Origin of the sequence: Asanoa sp. NPDC050611 (assembly GCF_040654855.1) — a bacterium.
In the GTDB taxonomy this organism is placed as follows: domain Bacteria; phylum Actinomycetota; class Actinomycetes; order Mycobacteriales; family Micromonosporaceae; genus Asanoa.
Window position 1 is genome coordinate 1 of record NZ_JBFAIU010000171.1, and the last position, 15,918, is coordinate 15,918.

At 72.5% G+C, this 15,918-nt stretch carries 15 protein-coding genes and 1 pseudogene; 8 read left to right on the forward strand and 8 right to left on the reverse strand.

What is annotated here, in order from left to right; translation table 11 throughout:
* The first annotated feature begins 85 nt into the window (after positions 1 to 85).
* Together AB0H87_RS24420 and AB0H87_RS24425 are read left to right on the forward strand one after the other, a co-directional pair.
* The gene (locus tag AB0H87_RS24420) at positions 86 to 646 is read left to right on the forward strand and encodes a histidine kinase (RefSeq protein WP_360149878.1); all 561 of its coding nucleotides are present in this window, start codon (positions 86 to 88) and stop codon (positions 644 to 646) included.
* Positions 634 to 1,272, forward strand: coding sequence for a response regulator transcription factor (locus AB0H87_RS24425; protein WP_360149838.1), 639 nt, complete (start codon positions 634 to 636; stop codon positions 1,270 to 1,272). The genes AB0H87_RS24420 and AB0H87_RS24425 overlap by 13 nt, the downstream gene beginning before the upstream one ends.
* Here the strand turns inward: AB0H87_RS24425 and AB0H87_RS24430 are convergent.
* The 4 genes from AB0H87_RS24430 to AB0H87_RS24445 form a co-directional block, all read right to left on the reverse strand.
* Positions 1,261 to 3,318, reverse strand: a complete 2,058-nt coding sequence (locus tag AB0H87_RS24430; protein WP_360149841.1) for an alpha-galactosidase — start codon at positions 3,316 to 3,318, stop codon at positions 1,261 to 1,263. The genes AB0H87_RS24425 and AB0H87_RS24430 overlap by 12 nt on opposite strands.
* Before the next feature lie 115 nt (positions 3,319 to 3,433).
* Positions 3,434 to 4,051: a DUF2625 family protein gene (locus AB0H87_RS24435; protein ID WP_360149844.1), complete on the reverse strand. Its 618-nt coding sequence runs from the start codon at positions 4,049 to 4,051 to the stop codon at positions 3,434 to 3,436.
* Complete coding sequence (locus AB0H87_RS24440) at positions 4,048 to 5,364, reverse strand: MFS transporter (RefSeq protein WP_360149846.1); 1,317 nt, start codon at positions 5,362 to 5,364, stop codon at positions 4,048 to 4,050. The genes AB0H87_RS24435 and AB0H87_RS24440 overlap by 4 nt, the downstream gene beginning before the upstream one ends.
* The gene (locus tag AB0H87_RS24445) at positions 5,361 to 5,948 is read right to left on the reverse strand and encodes a class I SAM-dependent methyltransferase (protein WP_360149848.1); all 588 of its coding nucleotides are present in this window, start codon (positions 5,946 to 5,948) and stop codon (positions 5,361 to 5,363) included. The genes AB0H87_RS24440 and AB0H87_RS24445 overlap by 4 nt, the downstream gene beginning before the upstream one ends.
* A 38-nt stretch (positions 5,949 to 5,986) precedes the next feature.
* Here AB0H87_RS24445 and AB0H87_RS24450 point away from each other — a divergent pair, with 38 nt between their 5' ends.
* A complete protein-coding gene (locus AB0H87_RS24450) occupies positions 5,987 to 6,265 on the forward strand; it encodes an acylphosphatase (RefSeq protein ID WP_360149851.1) in 279 nt (92 codons plus the stop codon).
* Between the two features lie 15 nt (positions 6,266 to 6,280).
* A complete protein-coding gene (locus tag AB0H87_RS24455) occupies positions 6,281 to 7,042 on the forward strand; it encodes a glucose 1-dehydrogenase (RefSeq protein ID WP_360149854.1) in 762 nt (253 codons plus the stop codon).
* Here the strand turns inward: AB0H87_RS24455 and cydB are convergent.
* The gene (cydB, locus tag AB0H87_RS24460) at positions 7,032 to 8,021 is read right to left on the reverse strand and encodes a cytochrome d ubiquinol oxidase subunit II (protein ID WP_360149857.1); all 990 of its coding nucleotides are present in this window, start codon (positions 8,019 to 8,021) and stop codon (positions 7,032 to 7,034) included. The two genes, AB0H87_RS24455 and cydB, sit on opposite strands and share 11 nt — an antisense overlap.
* 10 nt (positions 8,022 to 8,031) lie before the next feature.
* Positions 8,032 to 9,438 carry a cytochrome ubiquinol oxidase subunit I gene (locus AB0H87_RS24465; RefSeq protein ID WP_360149860.1) on the reverse strand — a complete coding sequence of 469 codons (1,407 nt, stop codon included), beginning with the start codon at positions 9,436 to 9,438 and terminating at the stop codon, positions 8,032 to 8,034.
* 119 nt (positions 9,439 to 9,557) lie between these two features.
* On the opposite strand from AB0H87_RS24465, the gene AB0H87_RS24470 reads away from it, so the two are divergent.
* The 4 genes from AB0H87_RS24470 (at position 9,558) to AB0H87_RS24485 (ending at position 13,526) form a co-directional block, all read left to right on the forward strand.
* Positions 9,558 to 10,442 (forward strand): hypothetical protein, encoded by an 885-nt coding sequence (locus AB0H87_RS24470; protein ID WP_360149863.1) that lies wholly within the window; start codon positions 9,558 to 9,560, stop codon positions 10,440 to 10,442.
* 77 nt (positions 10,443 to 10,519) lie between these two features.
* Positions 10,520 to 11,824 carry an L-fuconate dehydratase gene (locus AB0H87_RS24475; RefSeq protein ID WP_360149866.1) on the forward strand — a complete coding sequence of 435 codons (1,305 nt, stop codon included), beginning with the start codon at positions 10,520 to 10,522 and terminating at the stop codon, positions 11,822 to 11,824.
* Positions 11,824 to 12,576 (forward strand): SDR family oxidoreductase, encoded by a 753-nt coding sequence (locus AB0H87_RS24480; RefSeq protein WP_360149869.1) that lies wholly within the window; start codon positions 11,824 to 11,826, stop codon positions 12,574 to 12,576. The genes AB0H87_RS24475 and AB0H87_RS24480 overlap by 1 nt, the downstream gene beginning before the upstream one ends.
* A complete protein-coding gene (locus tag AB0H87_RS24485) occupies positions 12,573 to 13,526 on the forward strand; it encodes an aldo/keto reductase (RefSeq protein WP_360149872.1) in 954 nt (317 codons plus the stop codon). The genes AB0H87_RS24480 and AB0H87_RS24485 overlap by 4 nt, the downstream gene beginning before the upstream one ends.
* A gap of 451 nt (positions 13,527 to 13,977) precedes the next feature.
* Here the strand turns inward: AB0H87_RS24485 and AB0H87_RS24490 are convergent.
* A pseudogene (locus tag AB0H87_RS24490) lies at positions 13,978 to 14,493 on the reverse strand (GNAT family N-acetyltransferase); the annotation flags it as partial.
* Positions 14,487 to 15,776 (reverse strand): lysine N(6)-hydroxylase/L-ornithine N(5)-oxygenase family protein, encoded by a 1,290-nt coding sequence (locus AB0H87_RS24495; RefSeq protein WP_360149875.1) that lies wholly within the window; start codon positions 15,774 to 15,776, stop codon positions 14,487 to 14,489. The pseudogene AB0H87_RS24490 and the gene AB0H87_RS24495, both read right to left, overlap by 7 nt.
* Between the last annotated feature and the right edge of the window lie 142 nt (positions 15,777 to 15,918).

A 15,918-nucleotide genomic window follows, 5' to 3' on the forward strand; every position in this document is an offset into this window, starting at 1 on the left:
GACGGTCGGCCTGGACCCACTGCTGGGCTGAGCGACCCGCTGTTGGGCTGAGCGACCCGCTGCTGGGCCAGGCGAACGCCGCCGGATCGAGCGGGACCTGCACGACGGCGCACAGCAGCGGCTGGTCGCGCTGAGCATGGCGATCGGGCTGGCCCGGCTCGAGGTGCCCGACGACTCGACGGCCGCGAAGCACCTCACCGCGGCCCAGGACGAGGCCGAGCGGGCGCACGACGAGCTGCGCGAGCTGATCCGCGGCGTGCACCCGCAGGTGCTCACCGACCGCGGCCTGCCGGCGTCGGTCACGGACCTGGCCGACCGGTCGCCGGTGCCGGTGGTGGTCGACGTCGAGCTGCCCCGGCGGCTGCCGCAGCCGGTCGAGGTGACCGCGCACTTCGTGGTCAGCGAGGCGCTGACCAACGTGGCGAAGCACAGCCGGGCGGCCGGCGCCGTCGTCCAGGCCCGGTTGCACGTCGACACCCTGGTGCTGGAGATACGCGACGACGGCGTCGGCGGCGCGGACCTGGCCGGTGGCACGGGGCTCGCCGGTCTGGCCGACCGGGTCGCCGTGGCCGGCGGGCGGCTGCTGCTGTCGAGCCCGCCGGGCGGACCGACGCTGATCCGGGCGGAGCTGCCGTGCTCCGCATAGTCGTGGCCGAGGACGCGGTGCTGCTGCGCGAGGGGCTGGTCGGGATCGTCTCGCGGTTCGGCCACACGGTGGTCGCCGCGGTCGGTGACGCCGCGGCGTTGACGGCGGCGGTCGCGCACGAGCGGCCGGACGTGGTCGTGACCGACGTGCGGATGCCGCCCGGGTTCACCGACGAGGGCCTGCGGGCGGCGGTCGAGCTGCGGGCCGCGTACCCGGGCCTGCCCGTGCTGGTGCTGAGCCAGTACGTGCAGCCGACGTACGCGGCTGAACTGCTCGACAGCGGCGGCGGCGTCGGCTATCTGCTGAAGCATCGGGTGGGCCGGGTCGAGGAGTTCATGGACGCGCTGGTCCGGGTCGCGGACGGCGGCGCGGCGGTCGACCCCGAGGTGGTCGCCCAGCTGCTAGGCCGGCGGCGGGGCCCGCTGACCCGGCTGACGCCGCGGGAGCGGGAGGTGCTCGCGCTGATCGCCGAGGGCCGCTCCAACGCGGCGATCGCGCGGGCGTTGGTCGTCTCCGAGGCGGCGGTGGCCAAGCACATCGCCAACATCCTGGTGAAGCTGGATCTGCCACCGGCGCCCGACGACCACCGGCGGGTGCTGGCGGTGCTGGCCTTCCTACGCGGGTAGGACCTCCAGCACGATGGCCTGCTCGGGCCGCAGCCGCGGCAGTTGGATGCCGACCGTGGCCAGGGCGCGGCCGGTGAGCGTTCCGTCGGGCAGTTCGGCGTCTTCGCCCCAGCAGCGCGTGATGCGGTAAGGGCGGTCCGGTGCCAGGCCGGGCAGGCGGACGCGGCGGGGGCGCAGCTCGGTCGGGTTGTCGAGCTGCGCGTGTACGAACACGGCGGCGTCGTCGGTCACGACGCCCGTGAGGTCGCCGTGCACCGGCCGGCCACTGTGGAGGACCGATCGGAGTCGCTTGTAGAGGGTCGCCCAGTCGCGCAGGAGGTCCAGCTCCTCCTCCGTGCAGGTGCTGATGTCCCACTCGATGCCGGCGTGGCCGAACAGCGCGGTGGCGGTGCGGAACGCCAGCCCAGCGCTGCGGCCCGTGGTGTGGGCCGGGCTCGGGCCGACATGGCTGCCGATCAGCTCGGGCGGGAGCAGGAGGGTCGTCCAGCGCTGGATCTGCTGGCGGTCGAGGGCGTCGTTGGAGTCCGACGTCCAGACCCGGTCGGTGCGGGCCAGGATGCCGAGGTCGACCCGGCCGCCGCCGGACGCGCACGACTCGATCTCGAGGCCGGGGTGGCTCGCCTTGATCCGGTCGAGCAGGTCGTAGACGGCCGCGGTCTGGCGGTGCACACCGGCGACGCCGTCGCGGGCGGCCTCCAGCAGGTCCCGGTTGTGGTCCCACTTCACGTAGTCGAGCTGGTATTCGGTGACCAGCGCGTCGATCCGGGCGAAGAGGTATTCGGCGGCCTCGGGCCGGGCCACGTCGAGCACGTGCTGCTGGCGGTGTTCGCGGGGCAGGCGGCCGGGGGTCGCGAGGATCCAGTCGGGGTGGTCGCGGGCGAGCCGGGAGTCGGGGTTGACCATCTCGGGCTCGAACCAGAGGCCGAACCGCATGCCGTGGCCGCGGACGTGGTCGACCAGCGGGTGCAGGCCGTCGGGCCAGACGCCGGGGTCCACCGTCCAGTCGCCGAGGCCCGCGGTGTCGTCGCGGCGCCTGGGGAACCAGCCGTCGTCGAGCACGAACCGCTCGACCCCGACGCGGGCGGCGAGATCGGCGAGTTTGGTGAGCCGGCCCAGGTCGTGGTCGAAGTAGACGGCTTCCCAGACGTTGAGGGTGAGCGGGCGGGGTGTGCGCGGATGGCTCGGGCGGTCGCGGATCGCGCGGTGGAAGCGGTCGCTGAGCCCGTCGAGCCCGTCGCCGGACCAGGCGAACCAACCGGTCGGCGTGGTGTAGGTCGCGCCCGGCTCGAGCCGGACCTCGCCGGCTTCGAGCAGTTCACCGCCGCCGAGCACGGCGGTGGCACCGGAGATCCGCTCGGCGTACTCCTCGTGGCCGCCGCTCCAGGCGATGTGCACACCCCACACCTGGCTGAACGTGCCGTCGCCGACGATCAGCAGCGGCGTCGCGTCGTGCCCGGTCCGCCCGCGGCGACTCTCCCTGGCGTGCGTGCCGTTGCCGAGCGGCCGTCGTTGGGGCACGCGCTCGAGCCCCCACCGGCCGGTGAAGTCGAGCACCTCGGTGGCCTGCTCGGGGATCGGCAACAGGGTCCGCAGGGCGGCGACGGTCCAGGCGTCCGTGCCGGAGTTGGTCAGGGTGTGCCGGACCTGCAGAACGCCGTGGGCGTCGAGCCGGATCTCGGCACGGACCCGGACGCCGGCGGTCTCGTCGACGGCCTCGGCGACGAGCTGGTTGTTGTCGACGCGCACCGGGCCGTCGAGCGCGAGCCGCAGGTAGGGCCAGTGCCCGGCGCGGTCACCGGTGACGCCGGGCCGGCCGGCGTAGCCGTCCCACTGGGTCGGCAGCAGCGGCATGCTCCCGACGGGCTGGATCGGGCCGCCGACGGCCGAGGGGATGGCACCACCGGCCGCTTCGACCAGGACCCGCAGGCCGTCGTCGTCGAGCGGACCGGGATCTCCACCCCAGTGCACGACGCGGGGAAGCCCGGGGCCGGCGACATCGAGAACGAGCGCCGCACCCGCGGCCGCCAGCACAACGGGCTCGATCATCGCCACAGCCTACGGCCCGACACAGCGGGGCTGCGACGGCTCTGCTCTGCTTACATCCACGCATCACCCGCGCTGACCTGCGATGCGTATGTGGAAGCAGAGCAAAGGCGGGCAGCTAATGGAAGCCGAGTTGGCGGGCCATGTCGTGGAGGACCGAGACGAGCTCGGCGAGCGGGATCGCCTTGCGGGAGACCGTGGCGAGGTCCTTGCCCTCGCTCGTCCACGGCGGCGGCAACGTGCTGATGCCCTGGTCGAGCGCCGTGGCGGCGACCTCGGTTTCCCAACCCGGCCAGCGCAGGTCCACGTAGAAGTCCGTCAGCCGCCCGACGAGCATGGCTTCGAGCCAGTCGCCGTAGCCGATCTCGAGGTCGTCCCAGGCCAACCTGTCCGGACCGGAGTAGTGCACCGTCGGCGGTGTGCCCGGGCGGGCCCGTTGCCACGCGAACTGACCGCCCAGGACGTCGTAGGCCACGACCAGGCGGCCGGCGGCCGGATCCAGCTCGGCGGTCACATCCGGCAGGCCCGGGTGGCCCGCGCCGAGCACGCGGAGCCAGCCGTGGTCGATCGCCAGGCCACCGGCGTTGGCGGTCACGGCGCCCAGCCACGACCTGGGCGTGATCTCCAGCCTGGCCAGGCAGGCGACCGAGCGGGCGGGGTCGGCCGGCAGCACCTCCACCGGATAGGGGGCCGCGGCCACCAGAGCCGAGATCTCGGGCCACGCCGAATCGATCACCTCGCCTGCCGTTCCCCGGCCGGATCCGGTTGCGCCTCCGCCGGCGGGGTGGGTGACGGGATCGTCGGGCCCGCCCCCGTCACCGCCGTGTCGGTCGGGGTGCGTTGGGCGCGGGAGAGGGCCAGGAACGGTAGGGCGAACGCGGAGATCACGCCGCTGACCACATAGGACGCCGGATAGCTCCAGACGTCGGCCACGCGGCCCAGGATCGGCTGGGCGACCACGCCGCCCGTCGAGCTCATCAGCGAGTCGAACGACAGGATCGTGGCGCGTTGGCTCGACGGGATCAGGCTGTTGAGGAACGCCTGGCGGATCGGCATCGTCGCGGCCGACAACAGGCCCCACAACATGATCAGCGCCAACACCACCCAGAAGTTGGTCACCAGGCCGATCAGCAGGATCGCCGCGACGCTGAGGACCTGCCCGGCCAACAGCGCCGACGTGCGGCGGCGGAAGCGGGCCCGGACCCACGTCGTGCAGAAGCCGCCCGCGATCTGCGCCGCCGAGAGCAGCGCCGCGACCAGGCCGGCCACCCCGTATGCGTGCGGGTCGCCGTAGAGCTCCAGCAGGTAGGGCTGCAGCGCGTAGAAGACGTAGACGCCGACGCCGCCGACGAACGGTGACGCCAGCATCAGGTAGCGGACCGTGGGGACCTGCCAGCCGTAGTCGACCGAGTTGCGGACGATCCGGCGGATCTCGGCCAGCGGGCGGCCTTCGCGGTCGGGTGTGAAGCCCAGGTCGCGCATCACGACGGCGGCGATCACGAACATCACGATCAGGACCGCCGCCCGGACGACGAACGGGACGCCGAGGTTGGTCAGCTGCGCCAGGTAGCCGCCGCCGACGGAGCCCGCGAGCATCGCCGCGCCCGACGCGACCTGGGCCCGGGCGAACACCGCGTCGAGCTGGCCGTCGAAGCCCGTCGCGGTCAGCGCGTCGACCAGCCACGCCTCGGTGGCGCCGGAGAAGAACGTGAAGCCGAGGCCGAGCAGCGCGGAGACCACGGCCCACTGCCAGAACGGCGCCTCGATCTGCCAGAGCAGCACGTAGAGCGCGGTCGTGACGGCCAGCGTGATCGTGCCGAGCAGGAACGAGGCGCGCCGGCCGCGCAGGTCGGCCACGATGCCGGTGGGCACCTCGAAGAGCACCATGCCCGCGGTGAAGAACGCGTTGGCGGCGAATGCCTCGAGGTTGTTGAGCCCCGCGTCGAGCAGGAAGATCGTGTTGATGCCCCAGATCAGCGACGCGGCGAGCGTGTTGCCGACCGTCAGGACGTAGTAGATCCGCTTGATCGAGGCCGGTGTCGCGGTCATGACGCCGGGCGCTCCGCGCGGACCAGCGTGTCGATCGCGTCGCGGGCGCCCTCGACCGGCCGGTGGACCCGCTCGGCCCGCCGGACCACCAGGTCACCCAGCGACGCGACGACCGCGTCGAGGGACCAGAGCCGTTCGAGATCCTGCGGACCGCCCGTGCCCTCGGTGAGGTTGGTCGAGTCGTGCCCGACCAGCAGCAGCGTGCCGCCGGGCGCGACCGCGGCCACGGCCCGGCCCAGCACCGGCTGCCACAGCGCCGGCGGCACGTGCAGGTAGGCGATCAGCACCAGGTCGGCCGTCGGCGGTCGGTAGTCGGCGAGGTCGGCGTGCACCCACGTCACGTCGAGCCCGCGGGCCACAGCGATCTGGCGGCCCTTGTCGAGCGCGACGGCGGAGAAGTCGACGGCGGTCACCCGCCAGCCGACACCGGCGAGCCACAGGGCGTTGCGGCCCTCGCCGGCGGCCAGGTCGACGGCGCTGCCCGGCGGCAGCCCGGTGAGCTCGTCGGCGACGAAGCGGTTGGGGTCGGCGCTCCAGACCAGCTCGGTCTCGGCGTATCTGCGGTCCCACGAGTCGGCGTCCATCGCCCGCAAAGCTATCGCCCGCGTCCGACAATAAACACATGATCAGACGTCGGGTGGTCGTGTCCGGCCGCGTACAGGGTGTGTTCTTCCGCGACACCTGCCGCCGGCAGGCGCTCGCGGCCGGCGTCACCGGCTGGGTCCGCAACCTGCCCGACGGCTCCGTCGAGGCGGCGTTCGAGGGTGCTCCCGACGCGGTGGACCGCATGGTGAAATGGACTCGCAAAGGGCCGCCCGACGCGGTGGTCTACGACACCACGGTGACCGACGAGCCGCCCGCCGGCGACGACACGTTCACCGTGCTGCCGACCCCCCGTTGACGAAGGGAACGACCCATGGGTGTCCTCGACCAGTTCCGGCTCGACGGCAAGGTCGCGATCGTCACCGGCGCCTCCTCGGGCCTGGGCGTGGCCACCGCGGTCGGCCTCGCCGAGGCGGGCGCCGACGTCGTGGTCGCCGGCCGCCGCGCCGATCGGCTCAGCCAGACGGTCGCGCTGGTCGAGCAGGCCGGTGGCAAGGCGCACGCGGTGCCCACCGACGTGTCCGACCCCGACGCCTGCCGCGCCCTGGCCGCCGCCGCGGTCGAGCGGTTCGGCCGGCTCGACATCCTGGTCAACAACGCCGGCGTCGGCACCGCCGTGCCCGCGTCCCGGGAGACGCCCGAGGAATACCGCGAGGTGCTCGACATCAACCTGATGGGCGCCTACTGGATGGCGCAGGCGGCCGCGAAGCACATGGCCGACGGCGGCTCGATCATCAACATCTCCAGCGTCCTCGGCATCGTCTCGGCGGGCCTGCCGCAGGCCGCCTACTCGAGTGCCAAGGCCGGCCTGCTCGGCCTGACGCGCGACCTGGCCGCGCAGTGGACCAGCCGCAAGAACATCCGCGTCAACGCGATCGCGCCGGGCTTCTTCCCGTCCGAGATGACCGACAAGTACCCGGACGGCTACTACGAGCGCCGGATCGCCCAGGTGCCGGCGGGCCGCGCCGGGGACCCGATGGAGTTCGCCGCCACGGTGGTGTTCCTCGCGTCGCGTGGCGCCGGCTACATCACCGGCGCCACGATCGTCGTCGACGGGGGCGGCACTATCGTGTGAGCGACAACCGCCGGCGGAACACCCAGTAGGTCCAGCCCTGGTAGAGCAGCACCAGCGGCAGGAAGACACCGGCCACCACGGTCATGATCTTCAGGGAGTACGCGCTGGCGGCGGCGTTGGCGACCGTCAGCGTGCCGGCCGGGTCGCCGGTCGACGGCAGCACGGCCGGGTGCAGCGCGGCGAACAGCGCGGCCACGGACAGGCCGATCGCGGCGGCCGTGCCGGCGAACGCCCAGCCTTCGCGGCGCACCCGGTTGGCGCCCAGCGCCCCGACCGCCGCGACCGCCGCCGCTATTCCGAGCCCGACCGCGGCCGGGTCCCGCCGCACCCCGATCAGCATCCAGGCGAGGAAGCCGACCAGCAGCGCGACCGCGACCGGGCCGAACCGGGCCGCCAGCGCGTTCGCCCGCGCCCGCACCGAGCCCGTCGTCTTGAGCGCCACGAACACGGCGCCGTGCAACACGAACACGGCGGCGAAGGTGGCCGCGCCCAGCAGCGCGAACGGGTTGAGCAGATCGACCAGGCCGCCCGTGTACTCGTGGTCGGCCGCCAGCGGCACTCCGCGTACGACGTTGGCGAAGATCAGGCCCCAGAGCAGCGCGGGCAGCAGGGATCCACAAAGGATTCCCCAGTCCCAGCGCGCACGCCAGGCGGCGTCGTCGCGCTTGCCGCGGAACTCGAACGCCACCCCGCGCACGATCAGCGCCAGCAGGACCAGCAGCATCGGCAGGTAGAAGCCGGAGAACACGCTGGCGTACCAGTGCGGGAAGGCGGCGAACATCCCGCCGGCCGCGGTGATCAGCCACACCTCGTTGCCGTCCCAGACGGGCCCGATGGTGTTGAGCAGCAACCGCCGCTCGGCATCGTCGCGGCCGAACGTGCGCATCAGCACACCGACGCCGAAGTCGAAGCCCTCGAGCACGAAGTAGCCGATGAACAGGAACGCGATCGCGAGGAACCAGAAGGTGGGCAGGTCCACTGTGGTCTCCCTAGTAGGCGCCGGCGAGCGCGGGCACGTCGTCGTCCTCGGCCTCGTTCGGTTTCGGCTTGGGCGGTGGCAGCCCGGCCTTCGCGTACCGGAACAGCAGCCGTCCCTCGATCAGCGCGAGGATCCCGTAGATCAGCGTGAACGCGAGGAACGAGGTGAGCACCTCGGTCAGCGAGACACTGCGGGACACGCCGTTGCGGGTGAGCAGTTCGCCGAAGACGATCCACGGCTGCCGGCCCATCTCGGTGAAGATCCAGCCCGCGGTGCTCGCGCCGAGCGGCAGCAGCGGCAGGATCAGGCCGGCCCGCAGCAACCAGCGGTTCGACGGCGTGCGCCCGCGCCGCTGCGACCAGAGCACCAGGAGCGCGATGGCCGCGGCCAGGAGGCCGAGGGTGATCATCACCCGGAAGCTCCAGTACGTCACCGGCACGATCGGCGAGTAGCTGCCGGGCCCGTACTCGGCCGCGTACCGCGCCTGCAGGTCGTTGATCCCCTCGACGGCGCCCTTCGGGGAGCCCGTGGCGAGGAACGAGAGCAGGTACGGCAGCTTGAGCGCGAACACCTCGCGGCTGCCGTCGAGCGTGCCGATGGTCAGCACCGAGAACGACGCCGGCTGTTCGGACTGGTACAGCGCCTCGGCCGCGGCCATCTTCATCGGCTGCACCTCGGTCATGATCTTGCCCTGGATGTCTCCGGTGAAGACGAGCGCCGCGCTGGAGACGAGGGTGACCCAGGCACCGAGCTTGAGCGCGAACCGGTGCTCGCCCGCGTCCGTGTCCGGGCGCCGGGTGACGTGCCAGAGCGAGACCGCGACCAGCAGCGCGCCCGCGACGAGGAACGCGGCGGCCAGCGTGTGCGGGAAAGTGATCAGCGCGACCTTGTTGGTCAGCACGGCCCAGATGTCGGTCAGCTGGGGGCGGCCGGTCTCCGGGTTCATCTTGAAGCCGACCGGGTTCTGCATCCACGAGTTGGCGGCCAGGATGAAGAACATCGACAGCACGCTGCCCAGCGCGGCGGTCCAGATGGTGGCGAGGTGAATCCGCCTCGGCAGCTTCTCCCAGCCGAAGATCCACAGGCCGAGGAACGTCGACTCGAGGAAGAAGGCGAGCAGCGCCTCCATCGCCAGCGGTGCGCCGAACACGTCGCCGACGAAGCGCGAGTAGTCGCTCCAGTTCATGCCGAACTGGAACTCCTGGACGATGCCGGTGACCACGCCCATCGCGAAGTTGATCAGGAACAGCTTCCCGTAGAAGTGGGTCAGTCGCAGGTAGCGGGGGTTGCCGGTGCGGTGCCAGAGCGTCTGCAGGGTCGCCACCAGTGGGCCAAGCCCGATGGTCAGCGGCACGAAGAGGAAGTGGTACACGGTGGTGACACCGAACTGCCACCGGGCGACATCGAGCGCGTCCATGGACTGGCCCCCTCCAGTTACTACGTCCGGTAGTAATACTACGGGACGTCGTAGAGCGGGCAGTTGTCGGATGTATCACGCCGTTGACATCGGATGTATCGATAACTATGGTCGCGTTCGTGCCGGAGGGCGTGCCGTCGATCGATTTCGTCGCGGGCCAGTGGGACGGGCCCCGCGACCACTGGGCGGCGGCTTTCACGCCGGGCAACGAGCGGTTCTCCGGCCACCTCCCGACGCTCGTCGGCGCGCCCGACGCGCTCGCCCGCACCTACTACCTCGCCGCCTGGCAGGCCGTCCGGGGCGACGCCGGTCCGCGGGCGGCGGCCTTGCTCGAACCCGCCGGCACCCGCGCCCGGCTGCTCGCGGCGCTGGCCCGGGACGCCGGCGACTTCCGCGCGGTGGAGGCATATCTGGTGCTCACCGGCGAACTCGACCTGTTGGCCGAGAAGGTCGGTGCGGCGACGGTGCTCGACCATCTCCGCGCGCTCGCCACCGCACCTGACGAGCCGGGCACGGTCGCGGTCGACGCCGCACGGGTCGGTCGGGGCCGGGCTCTCGCGGCACTGCTCCGCCGGGTCGGCGAGCCGGACGAGGCCGCCGCGGTCGAGTTGGCCGTGGTCGACCGGGCGCGTGGCGTGCTGGGCCGGTACGCCGGCGGCGGGCAATTCCGGGCCGGCGAAACACCCGATGATTTCTGCGCGGTCGCCGCGGAGATGCCGGAGTTCCTCGACCTCCGCCAGCGCGCTGAGATGGTCGAGTTCGCCGACCGGCAGCTCCGGGACGCACCACCCGGACCGGTCGCCTACGCCCTGTGTCGCCTGGGTCGCCCGGACCGGGCGGTGGTCCTGCTCACCGGCGCCGCGCGGCCCGGTGCCGACGAGCTGGAAGCGATCCTCGCCGGGCTGTTCGGGATCCGGGCCGACTTCGCCGGTTGGGAGGCCGGAACCCGGCGACGTGCCCGCCGCGGCCTGGGTCGGCTTCACAACGGGCCAGGCATCGGATGAATCACAGCTCAGCGCCCTCCCCTCATGGCCGCATCGGTGGTTATCCTCCTCACACCTCCGATGTATGGGATGGCTCGATGCCGCACTTCGTCTCACTGGACACCTACGACGTCCGCTTCCCGACCTCGCTGCACCTCGACGGGTCGGACGCGATGAACCCCGACCCCGACTACTCGGCCGCCTACGTCGTGCTCCGCACCGACCTGGCCGACGGGCCCGAGGGGCACGGCTTCGCGTTCACCATCGGGCGCGGCAACGACGTGCAGACCGCGGCGATCGCGGCGCTGCGCCCGTACCTCGTCGGTCGCGACGTCGAGGAGGTGCTCGGCGACCTCGGCGGGTTCTGGCGCGAGCTGGTGCACGACTCGCAGCTGCGCTGGCTCGGCCCGGAGAAGGGCGTCATGCACATGGCGATCTCCGCCGTGGTCAACGCGCTCTGGGACCTCAAGGCCAAGCAGGCGGGCCTGCCGCTGTGGCAGCTGCTCGCCCAGCTCACCCCGGAGCAGATCGTCGACCTCGTCGACTTCCGCTACCTGACCGACGCGCTGACCCGCGACGAGGCGCTCGAGATCCTGCGCACCGCCGAGAAGGGCCGCGCCGAGCGGATCGAGACGCTGCTGGCCGAGGGCTTCCCGGCCTACACGACCACGCCCGGCTGGCTGGGCTACGACGACGCCAAGCTGCGCCGGCTGTGCCAGGAGGCGCTCGACGCGGGCTTCACGCAGATCAAGCTGAAGGTCGGCGCGGACTTGTCCGACGACGTCCGCCGGCTGCGGATCGCCCGCGAGGTGTGCGGGCCGGACTTCCCGATCGCGGTCGACGCCAACCAGCGCTGGGACGTCGCCGAGGCGATCGAGTGGGTCTCGGCGCTCGCGGAGTTCAAGCCGTGGTGGGTCGAGGAGCCGACCAGCCCGGACGACGTGGTCGGGCACGCGGCGATCGCCCGGGGCATCGCACCCGTGCCGGTGGCCACCGGCGAGCACGTGCAGAACCGCGTGGTCTTCAAGCAGCTGCTGCAGCTCGAGGCGCTGTCCTACCTGCAGCTCGACGCGACCCGGGTCGCCGGGGTCAACGAGAACATCGCGATCATGCTGTTGGCGGCCAAGTTCGGCGTGCCGGTCTGCCCGCACGCCGGCGGCGTCGGCCTCTGCGAGCTGGTCCGGCACCTGTCGATGTTCGACTACGTCGCGGTGTCCGGGACCATGGAGAACCGCGTCATCGAGTTCGCCGACCATCTGCACGAGCACTTCGTCGACCCGGCGGTGGTCCGCGCCGGGCGCTACGTGGCGCCGGTGCAGCCCGGTTTCAGCGCGACCATGCGACCCGAGACGCTCTCGGACTACGCGTACCCTGATGGCCCGATCTGGAGCGGGAGGCAGTGATGGGTGAGTTCGACGGCCTGGCAGCCGTGGTCACCGGCGGTGGTTCGGGGATAGGCCTCGCGACGGCGAGGTTCCTGGCGGCCCGCGGCGCCAAGGTCGCGTGCTTCGACCTCAAGGTCGACGGCATCGACCCCGGCATGGTGGGCGTGGTGGCCGACGTGACGGACGACGCGGCGGTACGCGCCGGCGTCGCCACCGCGGTCGAGCAGCTGGGCGGCCTCGACATCCTCGTCAACAACGCCGGCATCGGCGCGGCCGGCACGGTCGCCGACAACGATGACGACGAGTGGCACCGGGTGCTCGACGTCAACGTGCTCGGCATGGTGCGGGTCAGCCGGGCCGCGCTGCCGCACCTGCGCGCCTCGGCGCACGCGGCGATCGTCAACACGTGCTCGATCGCGGCCACCGCCGGCCTGCCCAACCGCGCCCTCTACAGCGCGAGCAAGGGCGCGGTGCTGTCGCTGACCCAGGCGATGGCCGCCGACCACATCCGCGAGGGCATCCGGGTCAACTGCGTCACCCCGGGCACGGCCGACACCCCGTGGGTGCGGCGGCTCCTCTCGGCGGCGGACGACCCGGACGCCGAACTGGCGGCGCTGCGGGCCCGCCAGCCGAGCGGGCGGCTGGTCTCCGCCGAGGAGGTCGCCGCCGCGATCGGCTACCTGGCCAGCCCGCTGGCCAGCGCCACCACCGGCACCGCGCTCGCCGTGGACGGCGGCATGCAGGGGCTCCGGTTGCGGCCGGCGTCATGACCCGTGCCGCCCTGGCGCTGGGGTGTGCCCAGCTGGGCAACCTCTACCGGGCGATCGACGACGAGCACGCGGCCGCGATCGTGGACGCGGCGTGGGACGCGGGGATCCGCTACTTCGACACCGCGCCGCACTACGGGCTCGGGCTCTCGGAGCGCCGGCTGGGTGCCGCGCTGGCCGGGCGGCCGCGGGCCGCGTACACCGTGAGCACCAAGGTCGGCCGGGTGCTCGAGCCGGTGCCCGGCGGCGGTGCCGGGCTCGACGACGCCGGGTTCGTGGTGCCGGCGACGCACCGGCGGGTCTGGGACTTCAGCCGCGACGGTGTGCGCCGCAGCCTCGCCGAGAGCCTCGCGCGGCTCGGCCTCGACCGGATCGACCTGGCGCTGCTGCACGACCCGGAGCACCGGCCCGACCAGGCGCTGGCCGAGGGCTATCCGGCGCTGCGGCAGCTGAAGGACGAGGGCGTCGTCGGCGCGATCGGGATCGGCTCGATGGACCCGGCGGTGCTGGCCCGGTTCGTCACCGAGTGCGCGCCGGACGAGATCATCGTGGCCGGCCGCTACACGCTGCTGGAGCAGCCCGCGCTCGACGCGGTGCTGCCCGCCTGCGCCGCGGCCGGCACCGTCGTGCACAACGCCGCCATCTTCAACAGCGGCCTGCTCGCCATGGACCGGCCACACGCCGGCCTGCCTTACGAGTACGGCCCGGCGCCCGCCGAGCTGGTCGCCCGGGCCGGCGCGATCGCCGACGTGTGCGCCGCGCACGGCACCACGCTGCCGGCCGCCGCACTCGCGTTCGCCGGCGACCACCCGCTGGTCCGCTCGGTGATCGTCGGCGCGGACTCGCCGGAACAGGTGCGCCGCAACGCGGAGCTGTTCGCGAAGCCGCCCGCGCCGGAGCTGTGGCCCGCGCTGGTCGCGGCCGGCCTGCTGGACCCGCGGGCGCTCGCGTGAGTGTCGACGCGCACCACCACCTGTGGGCCGCCGGCACCGGCTACACCTGGCTCGACGAGCCCGCCCTCGCGCCGATCAACCGTACGTTCACCCCGGCGATGCTGACGGCCGAGCTGGCCGCGGCCAGTGTCGCGCGCTCGGTGCTGGTCGAGGGCGGCCGGTGCGACACGGCGAGCAGGTCGGGGATGCCGAGCGGGCGGGCCAGCCCGGCGACGAACGCCATCGCGTCCAGCGGTCCCTGGATCGACTCCGGGTCGACGACCCAGTGCTCCAGCGGGTATCGGCGGGCCTGGAAGCGGTGGTCGCCCAGGACCCACCCGTCGCCGTCGGGCTCGGGCGTGACGATCCGCTCGTGGCTGAACTCGGCGATCGCCTTGGCGATCACCCGCCGGTGGGCGACCGCCATCGTCTCCGGCGTCAGGTGCGCGGGTGGTTCCGGCGCGGTCAGCGTGTACGCGTCGCGCGTGCAGAAGCTCAGGCCGGCCACCTTGTCGGAGAGCTGGACCCGGCGCTGGACCACGAAACCGACCTCGGCGTTCTTGCGTGCGATGGCGTCGTTGCGTTCGTCGGGCTCGACCACCACCCGGGCGGCGCGCGGGTCGGCGAAGACGAACTCCATGACGGCCCGCATCACGCCCGAGGTGAGCCCGTGGCGAACGGGCGCTCCGGGAGCCGGCGGGGCGACCAGCACGTGCATCCCGACGTCACCCGCGGCGACCTCGTAGTGCGCGGCCAGCTCGCTGTGCGCCGGATCGTAGGTCTCGGCCAGGAAGACCGGCTCACCGTCGAGCCGGCCGAGCCAGGCGTGGTGGTGCGGGTCGGCGTCGATCTCCGCGTACGCCTTGCGCACCGTGTCGACCGAGGCGCCCCGCATGCCCCAGTAGACGGACCGCGGATGCGTCACCCAGCCGTGCAACAGCTCGCCGTGCGCGTCGAGGTCGAGGGGTTCGAGGGTGAACGTCACGATGCCACCTCGACGAGCGCCGGCGCGCCGAACTCCTGGAACGCGATCCGTTCCTCGACCGGGTAGACCTCGCGTCCTGTCAGGGCCCGGAGGATGACCGAGTTGCGGTAGGCGCCCATGCCGAGGTCCGGCGCGGTGAGGCTGTGCGTGTGCTCCTCGGCGTTCTGCACGAAGATCTCGTCGCCGACACGGTCGACGGCGTAGTCGAGGGACACGTCGTACCGGCCGCGCTCGTCCCAGGCGATCCTGTCCCGCACCGGCTCCAGGAAAGCAGGCACCCGGGACGCGTAGCCGGTGGCCAGCACCAGGCCCTGTGTCCCGGCCCGGAACGCGCGGTCCTGCTCGGCGTGGCGCAGCTCCAGGACGTAGCGGTCACCGTCGTGCCGCGCCCCGGTGACCTCGACGCCCGCGCGCAGCGTGGTCGGCACCGGACCGGTCAACCCCTGTTCGTAGAGCGTGTCGAAGATGGCGTCGACCAGGTCCCCGCTGATTCCCTTGTAGAGGTTGCGCTGCTCGCGGCCGAGCCGGTCGCGGGTCGCGACGGGCAGCGCGTGGTGGTAGCGGATGTACTCCGGCGAGGTCATCTCCAGCGTCAGCTTCGTGTATTCCATCGGGAGGAAGCGTGGCGACCGGGTGAGCCAGGTCAGGTGGTATGCGTGCTTCGCCGCCTCCGGCAGCAGGTCGAGGTAGATCTCGGCGGCGCTCTGTCCACTGCCGACGATCGTGATCGAGTCGAGCTGCTGGAGCCGGCGCTTGGCGGGCAGGTAGTCGGCGCTGTGCACCACGGACGGCCCGGCGACGGCACGCAGGGCGGGCGGGATGTGTGGGGCCGTGCCGATGCCGAGCACGAGCCTGCGGGCCAGCACCGTCTCGACCGCACCGGATGTGAGGACGCGCAGGGCGTACACGCCGTCCTGGTGGTCGATGCGTTCCACCCGGCTGCCGAACCGGATCGCCGGTAGCTGGGCGGCCGCCCACTGGCAGTAGGCGTTGTACTCCGCGCGCAACGGGTAGAAGTTCTCGCGGATGTAGTAGCGGTAGAGCCGGCCGGTCTGCTTGAGGTAGTTGAGGAACGAGAAGCGCGAGGTCGGGTCGGCCAGCGTGACCAGGTCGGCGAGGAACGGCACCTGGATCGTCGCGCCCGGGATCATCAGCCCCGGATGCCAGTCGAAACCGTCCCGCTGCTCGAAGAACACACCGTCCACATCGGGCAGGTCGGCGGACAGGCACGCGAGGCCGAGGTTGAAGGGGCCGACCCCGACGCCGGCGAAGTCGTGGACGCGCATCACACCACCGCCGCCGCGAGCCGGTCGTCCTCGGCCAGCAGCCGGTCGCCGGCCGCGCGGACCCGGTCGAGCACGGCCCGCAGGTGCTCGACCGTGGTCATCGGGTTGAGCAGCGTGAACTTGAGCCACGGCCGGCCGCCGC

Excerpts from the sequence above, each read along its gene's own strand:
- AB0H87_RS24430 (WP_360149841.1), bottom strand. The coding sequence starts at position 3,318 with ATGATCGAGCCCGTTGTGCTGGCGGCCGCGGGTGCGGCGCTCGTTCTC.
- AB0H87_RS24440 (WP_360149846.1), bottom strand. The coding sequence starts at position 5,364 with ATGACCGCGACACCGGCCTCGATCAAGCGGATCTACTACGTCCTGACG.
- AB0H87_RS24445 (WP_360149848.1), bottom strand. The coding sequence starts at position 5,948 with ATGGACGCCGACTCGTGGGACCGCAGATACGCCGAGACCGAGCTGGTC.
- AB0H87_RS24450 (WP_360149851.1), top strand. The coding sequence starts at position 5,987 with ATGATCAGACGTCGGGTGGTCGTGTCCGGCCGCGTACAGGGTGTGTTC.
- AB0H87_RS24455 (WP_360149854.1), top strand. The coding sequence starts at position 6,281 with ATGGGTGTCCTCGACCAGTTCCGGCTCGACGGCAAGGTCGCGATCGTC.
- AB0H87_RS24465 (WP_360149860.1), bottom strand. The coding sequence starts at position 9,438 with ATGGACGCGCTCGATGTCGCCCGGTGGCAGTTCGGTGTCACCACCGTG.
- AB0H87_RS24475 (WP_360149866.1), top strand. The coding sequence starts at position 10,520 with ATGCCGCACTTCGTCTCACTGGACACCTACGACGTCCGCTTCCCGACC.
- AB0H87_RS24480 (WP_360149869.1), top strand. The coding sequence starts at position 11,824 with ATGGGTGAGTTCGACGGCCTGGCAGCCGTGGTCACCGGCGGTGGTTCG.
- AB0H87_RS24485 (WP_360149872.1), top strand. The coding sequence starts at position 12,573 with ATGACCCGTGCCGCCCTGGCGCTGGGGTGTGCCCAGCTGGGCAACCTC.
- AB0H87_RS24495 (WP_360149875.1), bottom strand. The coding sequence starts at position 15,776 with ATGCGCGTCCACGACTTCGCCGGCGTCGGGGTCGGCCCCTTCAACCTC.